4 protein-coding genes and 1 pseudogene are annotated in these 8,763 nt (G+C 74.7%); 2 read left to right on the top strand and 3 right to left on the bottom strand.

The genetic code is table 11. The features are described from left to right. The first annotated feature begins 56 nt into the window (after positions 1-56). Entirely contained in the window at positions 57-596 is a 540-nt protein-coding gene (locus FK498_RS15140) for an efflux RND transporter periplasmic adaptor subunit (RefSeq protein ID WP_255581494.1), read from the top strand. A gap of 41 nt (positions 597-637) precedes the next feature. Here the strand turns inward: FK498_RS15140 and FK498_RS15135 are convergent, their stop codons facing one another. The 3 genes from FK498_RS15135 to FK498_RS15125 form a co-directional block, all read right to left on the bottom strand. Continuing rightward, positions 638-6,208 carry a PAS domain-containing protein gene (locus FK498_RS15135; protein WP_141855961.1) on the bottom strand — a complete coding sequence of 1,857 codons (5,571 nt, stop codon included), beginning with the start codon at positions 6,206-6,208 and terminating at the stop codon, positions 638-640. Further along, on the bottom strand, positions 6,205-6,645 hold the full coding sequence (locus FK498_RS15130) for a response regulator (protein ID WP_141855959.1): 441 nt from the start codon (positions 6,643-6,645) through the stop codon (positions 6,205-6,207). The genes FK498_RS15135 and FK498_RS15130 overlap by 4 nt, the downstream gene beginning before the upstream one ends. A 144-nt stretch (positions 6,646-6,789) precedes the next feature. Continuing rightward, the gene (locus tag FK498_RS15125; RefSeq protein WP_237560962.1) at positions 6,790-8,367 is read right to left on the bottom strand and encodes an acetolactate synthase large subunit; all 1,578 of its coding nucleotides are present in this window, start codon (positions 8,365-8,367) and stop codon (positions 6,790-6,792) included. Between the two features lie 69 nt (positions 8,368-8,436). Between FK498_RS15125 and FK498_RS15120 the strand changes: the two are divergent. Beyond that, positions 8,437-8,763 (top strand): annotated as a pseudogene (locus FK498_RS15120) (heavy metal translocating P-type ATPase); the annotation flags it as partial.

The raw sequence follows: 8,763 nt of genomic DNA, 5'->3' as shown, positions 1-8,763 counted from the left end.
CGTCGGTCTCGTCCACCTGCACGCGCACATGCAGCGCCGAGAGGTCGCCGAACACGATCAGCGGCTCGGCCGCGCGCAAGGCCGAGGCGAGCGTGGCACTCGCTCGTGCCCGCATCGCCGCCGCCGAGGCCGCCGCCGAGCAGGCCGAGGCCGCGCTCGCACGCGCCCGCGTCGATCTCGACAAGACCGTGCTGCGCGCACCGATCGCCGGCACGGTGCTGCGCATCAACGCCCGCCCGGGCGAATACGCCCAGCCCGGCGCGGCCGAGCCGCTGATCGTGTTCGGCGACCTCTCGGCGCTGCATGTGCGCGTGCAGGTGGACGAGACCGACGGACCGCGGCTCGTGCCCGGGGCGGAGGCGCGCGGCTTCCTGCGCGGCGACGGCACGCGTTCCGCGCCACTCGCCTTCGTGCGTCTCGAGCCGCTCGCACGGCCGAAGCGGTTCCTCTCCAACGCGCCGGGCGAGCGGGTGGACACGCGCGTGGTCGAGGCGATCTACCGGCTGGCGTCCGACGCGTTGCCCGTGCAGATCGGCCAGATGCTCGACGTCTTCATCGCGGCCGCCCCGCGCGGGCCGGCGCTTGCCGCGCGCTGAGCCGGCCGGGGCCGGGTGCCTGCGCCGCAGCGGGCTCCGCGCTACGGCCCCGTGACGGCATCGGCGCGCAGCGCGGCGGCAAGCGCGCCGAGCAGGCCGCCGGGCGTGAACGGCTTGCGCACAAGCGGCAGTGCCGCGTCGCCGATGCCGCTGTCGTCGAACCCGGTCATCAGCACGACCGGCAGGCCGGGGCGAAGCGCGCGCGCCTCGGCCGCAAGGCCGTGGCCGTCGAGCCGGCCGGGCATGCGGATGTCGGTGAGCAGGAGGTCGACCTGCACGCCGTAGCGCAGAAGCGCGAGCGCGCTGTCGGCATCGGCCATCGCCCGCACCTCCATGCCGGCCTCGCGGCAGATCCGCTCGAGCAGGGCGCGCAGCGGCGCCTCGTCCTCGACCACCATCAGCCTGACGCCGCGCAGCGCGGCATGGTCGTCGGCCTCCGCCTCCGCGGTCTCGTCCGACATCTCGGCGGTCGGCAGCCAGAGCGTCACGGTGGTGCCGGCGCCCGGCGCGCTGTCGATCCGGATCTCGCCGCCCGACTGGCGCGCGAAGCCGTACACCATCGCCAGGCCGAGCCCGGTGCCCTTGCCCGCGCCCTTGGTGGTGAAGAACGGCTCGAAGGCGCGCGCCAGGACCTCGGGCGACATGCCCTCGCCCTGGTCCGTCACGCTGATGCGCACGAGCCCATGGCTGTCGAGCCCGAGCGAGGCCGTCTCGTCGGGCGGCGCCGGCGCGGCGCGGATCGTCACCGCGCCGCCCTCCGGCATCGCGTCGCGCGCGTTCAGCACCAGGTTGACCAGCGAGGTCTCGAGCAGCGCGGGATCGACGAGCGCCGGCGGGGTGCCGGGCGCGACCTCGGTCCTGAGCGCGATCCGCCCGCCGAGCGCGCGGCGCAGCAGCGCCTCGAGCCCGCCGAACAGCGGCGCCAGCGGCACCGCGCTCGGGCGCAGCGACTGGCGCTGGGCGAAGGCGAGCAGCCCGCGCGCGAGCTTCGCCCCCTGGCCGACCGCGTGCAACGCCGCGTCCGTCAGCTCGCGCGCCTCGGCATTCGGCGCCTGCTCGCGCAGCAGTTCGAGGTTGAGCCCGATCACGGAGAGCAGGTTGTTCACGTCGTGCGCGATCCCGCCGGTGAGCTCGCCGAGCGCATTCAGCCGCTGCGCACGTTCAAGCCGCGCCTCCTGTTCGATGCGGTCGGTGATGTCGGTCGAGACGCCGACCAGCGCGACCGGCGTGCCGTCCTGCGCGCGTTCGAGCCCGACGGTCGAGCTGCGGTGGCGGATTGCGCCGTCGGGTCGGCGGATGCGGTAGGCGATGCTCGACGGCTCGCCCGTCGCGGCGACGCGGTCCAGCACCGCCCGCACCGCGGCGCGGTCCTCCTCCGGCATCAGGCCGAACACCGCCTCGGTCGAGGAGGTGAAGTCCTGCGGCGCCACCCCGAGCTGGTCGTAGATCGCCTCGCTCAGTTCGAACATGTCGCTGCCCAGCCTGAGGCGCCAGAAGCCGAGCCCGGCGACGCGCCCGGCCTCGGCGAGCTGGCGCTGCTGGCGGTCCAGCCGCTCGCGCGCCTCGATCTCGGTGGTGACGTCCTGGGAGAGCCCGGCCACGGCGATCGGCCGGCCCTCGGCATCGCGTTCCAGGCCGGCGACGATGCGCAGCCAGCGCACCGATCCGTCGGGATGGCAGACCCGGAAGGTCACGGTCTCGCTCTCGCCGGTCTCGACGATGCGTCGGCCGGCTGCCTCCACCCGTGGCCGGTCCTCCGGATGCATCCGGTCGCGGAACACCGTGACGTCGAGCGGGCCGCTGTCGGGCGGCAGGCCGAACTGGCGCAGCTTCTCGGCGGTCGCGACCATCCGCGTGCCGTCGAGCGCGCGGCGGTAGAAGCCGATCCGCGCGACCTGGCCCATCGCCGTGATCTGGCGTGCCTGCTCGGCGATCCGCTCGCGCGCCTCGATCTCCTCGGTGACGTCCTGGGCGACGCCGATCACGGCGACCGGCGTACCGTCGGCGCGACGCTCGAGCCCCGAGGCGACGCGGCGCCAGCGGATCTGCCCGTCCGGACGGATGATCCGGTAGGTCAGGCTGCCGCTCTCGCCCTGCTCGATCGCGCGGCGGATCGAGGCCTCGACCTGCGCCCGGTCGTCGGGGTGGATCATCGCCATCAGCGTCTCGAGGGTCGGCGTGAAGCTGGCCGGATCGACGCCGAAGTCGCGATAGATCTCCTCCGTCCAGGTGTAGGGGCCGCCATCGAGCGGGCGGCGGAAGAAGCCGATCCGGCCGACGCGCCGCGCCGCGTCGAGGAAGCGCTGCTGGCGCTCGAGCTGCGCGCGCGCCTCCACCTCCTCGGTGACGTCCTGGCTGACCCCGACCAGCCCGATCGGCACGCCGTCGGGTCCGCGCTCCAGTCCGGCGGTGGCGCGCCGCCAGCGCACGGCGCCGTCCGCGCGGATGATGCGGAAGGTCACGGCGCCGCTCTCGCCGCACTCCATGAGCCGTGCCGCGGCGGCATCGATCGCCGGCAGGTCGTCGGGATGCGCCATCGCCCGCACGGCCGCGCGGGTGGGCACGAAACGGGCCGGATCGACGCCGTAGCCGGCGTAGATCTCCTCGGTCCAGGTGTAGGTGTCGCTGTCGAGCGCGCGCCAGTAGAAGCCCACATGGCCGACCCGGCGCGCGGCCTCGAGGAAGCGCTGCTGGCGGTCGCGCTCCTCGCGCGCGGCGATCTCCTCCGTGACGTCGGAGGTGACCCCGATCAGTCCGACCGGGTTGCCCGCGGCATCGCGCTCGATGGCGGTGACGACGCGCCGCCAGCGCACCGTGCCGTCGGCGCGCAGGACCCGGAACGTCGTGGTGTCGGTCTCGCCCGTCGCGCGGACCTTGGCATCCTTGGCGGCGAGTCGGGCGCGGTCGTCGGGATGGATCAGCGCCTCCACCGCCGCCAGCGTCGGCACGAAGCTGGCCGGATCGACGCCGTAGGCGGCGTAGAGCCCCTCGGTCCAGGTGTAGCGGTCCGCGCCGAAGGGCAGCCGCCAGAACTCGAGCCCGCCGGCGCGCCGCGCCGCCTCGAGGAACTGGCGCTGGCGGTCGCGCTCCGCCTGCGCCTCGACCTCCTGCGTGACGTCCTGGAACAGGCCGGAGAGGGCGGTGGATGATCCGTCCGCGCCGCGCTCCACGCCGACGGTGGCGCGCAGCCAGCGCACCTCTCCGCCCTCGGCGACGACGCGGTAGGTCAGCGTCTCGGTCGCGCCGGTCTCGATCACCCGCCGCGCGCCCTCGTCGAGGAGGGCGATGTCCTCCGGATGGACGCGCCGGCGCAGCGTCGCGAAATCGGGCTGGGCGTCGCGCGGCAGGCCGTGCTGGGCGAGGAACTCGGCGGTGCAGGAGATCGCGCCGGTGGCGAGGTCGCGGCGGTAGAAGCCGATGCGCGCCACCCGTCCGGCCTCGGCGATCTGGCGCTCCTGGCGCGCCAGCCGCTCCGAGGCGAGCCGCTGGTCGGTGATGTCCTGGCTCGCACCCGCGATCGCGACGATCTCGCCGCTGCCGTCGCGCTCGACCGCGAACGAGACCCAGCGCCAGCGGATCTCCCCGTCGGGGCGGCGGATGCGGTAGACGACGCTGTCCGGCTCGCCCGTCCGCCAGACCCGTTCCGCGACCGCACGCGTGGGCTCATGGTCCTCCGGCAGGATGCGCTCATAGAGCGCGGCGAGCGTGGGCACGAAGCTTTCGCGCGTCTCGCCCATCTGGCGGTAGACCTCGTCGGTCCATTCCAGCGTGTCGCTGCCCTTGCGCAGCCGCCAGAAGCCCAGTCCCGCGACCCGGCCCGCCTCGGCGAGCAGGAGCTGCTGCTGGGTCAAGGCCGCGTGCATCCGCTCGCGGTCGGTGATGTCCTGGCTGATGCCCCGCACGGCGACCGGCCGGCCCTGCGCGTCGCGCTCCAGGCTTGCGCGCGTCCAGCGCAGCCGCACCGTCCCGTCCGGGCGGCGGTGGCGGAACACGTAGTCGGCCGGCTCGCCGGTCGCGATCACGCGGTCGATCACCGCGGCGGCGCGGGCCTGGTCCTCCTCGACCACGAGCGCGCGCACCGCCTCGCGGGTCGGCACGAAGCTTGCCGGATCGACGCCGTAGTGCCGATAACTCTCCTCGGACCACTCGATGATCGGGCTGTCGAGCCGCAGGCGCCAGAAGGCGAGATCGGCGATCCGCGCGGCGTCGGCGAGCTGCGCCTCCTGCCGGCTCAGCCGCTCGCGCGCCTCGTGGAGTTCGGTGATGTCGGTGATCGCGCCATAGACCGGCCCGTCGCCGTCCGGCCCCTTGATCTGCACGGCGCGGTCCTCGATCCAGCGCACCCGGCCGTCGCGGGCGACGATCCGGTAGACGTGGCGCCAGCCCTGGGCGAGATCGACGCCGCGATAGGAGCGCTGCAGTCCCTCGCGGTCCTCGGGATGCGTGACCTCCTCGCGCCAGTAGAAGGGTCGTGATTCGAGCTCGGCGATGCTGCGGCCGGTGAGCCGCTCGGCCGCAGCGCCGCGGTAGCGCGTCCCCTCCAGGCGGCGTGGGCGGACCCACAGCACGATGCCGAGCGAATCGGCGATCGTGCGCATCTCGCCCTCGCGCAGCGCGAGGTCGCCGAGCGCGGCGTCGAGCCGGCCGATCGCCCGCGCGAGGCGACGCGCGAGCAGCACGAGCACCGCGGCCATGAGCAGCGCGGCCAGGAGCACCGGCGCAGCGTGGCCGGCCCACTCGCCGATCACGTCGCCGCGGCGGATCCCCGTGACGACGACGGCGCGGCCGCCATCCACCACCTGCCAGGCGGCGAGGTAGGTCGTGCCTTCGCCGTCGCCGCGCGCCACGAAGGCCGCCATGGCGGGCGCATCGGCGCCGAACGCGCCCTCGGGCGGCTGCAACGGACCCGAGGCATCCGGCAGGGCGCCGGTCGCCGGCAGCGCCTCGAGCAGCGTGCCGTCGCGGCGGAACAGGCGTACCCGGACGCTGTCGGGCAGGTCCAACTGGGGGAGGAGGCCGCGCCGGCCGTCCACCGGGAGGATCGTCGCCACCACCCCGGCGAAGCCGCCCGCCGCATCGAAGAGGGGACGGCCGATCGAGAGGATGGGGCGGTCGCGCGCGGATCCGAGCAGGCCGAGATAGGGCGCGCTGATCGCGAGGCCCGGTGCCGGCGCGGCGGCGATCGGTGCGAACAGCGGCCGGTCGGCAAGGCTGACATCCTCGGTCTGCTCCGGGGGAACGCGCGAGGTGGCGACCAGCCGGCCGTCGCGGTCGAGCACGATGAAGGCGTAGGCGTCGCGGCTGATGTCGCGCGCGGCCGCAAGCGCATGGTGCAGGGCGCGACGGTGGTCCGGGTCCCACAGGCGGGCGGGATCGGCGCGCTCGGCGAGGCCGGCGAGCGCGAACTCCACCGCCTCGAGGCGCCGCCCGACCGCCTCGGCCACGCCCGAGGCCAGGATGCAGGCGCGCTGGCTCGAGGCGGCGAGATCGGCGCGCAGGTCATGCGCCAGCAGGGCCGCGACACCGCCGACCAGCACCGCGCCGATCCCGGCGGCCAGCCACGGCAGGGCGGCGGCAAGGCGCCTGGCCGGGCGAGGCTCGGATCGACTCACGGAGGCTGCGGCGGCCCCGGCGTCTGGCTGAGGAAGCTGCGCAGCGCGGCGGCGGCGAAGGGCTTCGGCTGGGTCGTGACGCGCGTGAGCCCGCTCCTCGCGGCGGTCTGGGCAGCCAGACGCAGCAGCGTGTCGCCGTAGCCCGACATGATCATCACCGGCGCATCGGGGGCGACGGCGGCGATCCGCGCCAGCACGTCGAGGCCGCTGCCCTCGGCCAGCATGCAGTCGACGATCAGCGCACCCGGCCTGACGGCGTCGAGCGCCTCGACGAACTGTTCCGTGTCGACGCAGGTGTGGACCACCCAGCCCTCGGCCTGCGCCACGGTGGCGACCACGCGCGCGAGCGCCGGATTGTCCTCGAGCAGCAGGAGGATGCGTCCGCCCCGGTCCCGCGCCGTGGGCGATGGGGAGTGTTCTTCGCTGGCCCCGCTCATGGCCGCATCACCATCGGTTGCCTCAAGTCTTCGCAACGATCGCGCACGTTCCGGCGCAAGACCATCTACGCGAGTCCGCTGACGGACCGCAACTTTCCCGTGCGATCATGCCCGGATGCCGGGGCGGTACGCGAAGGGGCGTTGTCACGGCACCAGGAGCTCGATCAGGAACGGCCCCTTGCGCGCCATCGCTCCGCGCATGAGGTCGGCGAGCACGTCGAGATCGGGCGCGACCGCGCCCTCCACCCCCATGCCGGCGGCGATCTTCACCCAGTCGATATCGGGGTTGCCGAGATCGAGCATGTCGAGCGCGGTGCGGCCGGGATTGGCGCCGACATTCATCAGTTCGTGGCGCAGGATCGCGTATCTGCGGTTCGAGAAGATCACGATGCAGACATCGCAGCGCTCGCGCGCCATGGTCCAGAGCGCCTGCACCGTGTACATGCCGCTGCCGTCGGCCTGCAGGCCGATCACCTTGCGGTCGGGGCAGGCGATCGAGGCGCCGAGCGCGAGCGGCAGGCCCTCGCCGATCGAGCCGCCGGTGAGCTGGAGCCAGTCGTGCGGGGGCGCGCTATGCGTGGCGGCGAAGAAGCCGCGGCCGGTGGTGACCCCCTCATCCACCACGATCGCGCCCTCCGGCATCAGCGCACCGACCGTGGCGGCGATCCCCTCGGGCGTGATCGCGCCGCCCGGCGCGCGCGGCCGCTCGCCGCCGTTCGGCGCCGGCGGCGCCACCCCCTTGGCGACGTCCTCGGCCAGCGCCTCGAGCGCGCCCAGCACGTCCTGGTCGGGCCGCGCCAGGACCTGCACCGCCGCGCCCTCGGGCAGGAGCGAGCCGGGCTTGCCGGGATAGGCGAAGAACGCGACCGGATGCTTGGCGCCGGCCAGGATGCAGACCTCGTAGGGGGCGAGCTTCGCGAGCGCCATGTCCACCGGGTAGGGCACCCGCTCGATCGGGTACCGGCCCTGGCCGCGCGCGGTGCGCGCGTTCGACATCTGCGCCAGCACGCCGCAGCCCGTCGCCGCGGCGATCCGGTAGGCGGCGCGCTGCCCGGCCTCGGTCAGCGCGGGGCCGGCGAGCAGCAGCAGCACCTTCGCCCCCTTGGCCCGCAGCGCGCGCGCGGCCGCCTCGAGCTGCTGCGGCGCCGGTGGAAGGCGTGGCGGCACGGGCAGCGGCTTGGCCGGGCCGGCGGACGGCTCCCAGGCGGTGTCGGCGGGCAGGATCAGGGTCGCGATCTGGCCCGGCGCGGTGCGCGCGGCCTGCACGGCGGCGGCGCCATCGGCGGCGATGCCGCGCGCGGACTGGCCGTAGCGCACCCAGTCGCTGAACGGCCGGGCGACCCCCTCGACATCGGCGGTAAGCGGCGCGTCCCACTGGCGGTGATAGGTCGCGTGGTCGCCGACGATGTTCACCATCGGGCTGCGCGCGCGGCGGGCGTTGTGGATGTTGGAGAGCGCGTTGGCGAGGCCGGGGCCGCAATGCAGCAGGGTGCAGGCGGGCTTCTCGGCCATGCGCGCATAGCCGTCGGCCGCCCCGGTCACCACGCCCTCGAACAGGCCGAGCACGCAGCGCATGCCGGGAATGCGGTCGAGCGCCGCGACGAAGTGCATCTCCGAGGTGCCGGGATTGGCGAAGCAGGTGTCCACGCCGCTGTCGAGCAGCGTCCGCACCAGGCTCTCCGCCCCGTTCATCGTCTCCGCCCGTGCCTGCGTGCCGTCCATCGCTCCCTCCCTCGCGTCCTCTGCGTACCGGCCACAGGGATTGCGTCGGGTCAAGGCGCCGCGGCGGGGATGCGCCATGATGGCGGCGTGGGAACGGAGTGGAACCGGCGCACCGCGCTGTTGGCCTGGGTCGCGGGCGGGCTCGTCGTCGGGACGGCGCTGGCGCTGGCGGACCGGACGGTCGCCGCGCGCCTCGTCTGGTCGGCGGCGGCGCTGCCGGTGGCGCTGCATGTCGGCATCGCCGCTGCCCAGGCCCTCGCCGGCGGGCGGGTCGGCGTCGATGTGATCGCGCTCGCCGCGATCCTGGGCGCCGTGGCGCTGGACGAGGCGGCGGCCGCGGCGGTGGTGGCGCTGATGGTCGCCGGCGGCGAGGCGCTGGAGCACTGGGCGCAGGGG

The organism is Elioraea sp. Yellowstone, assembly GCF_006704265.1.
Classification (GTDB): Bacteria; Pseudomonadota; Alphaproteobacteria; order Acetobacterales; family Acetobacteraceae; genus Elioraea.
The sequence above is the reverse complement of the archived record's forward strand: the minus strand, read 5'-3'. Positions and strand labels throughout refer to the sequence as shown.

Coding starts and splice junctions, on each gene's coding strand:
- FK498_RS15130 (WP_141855959.1), bottom strand. CDS start 6,645: ATGAGCGGGGCCAGCGAAGAACACTCCCCATCGCCCACGGCGCGGGAC.
- FK498_RS15125 (WP_237560962.1), bottom strand. CDS start 8,367: ATGGACGGCACGCAGGCACGGGCGGAGACGATGAACGGGGCGGAGAGC.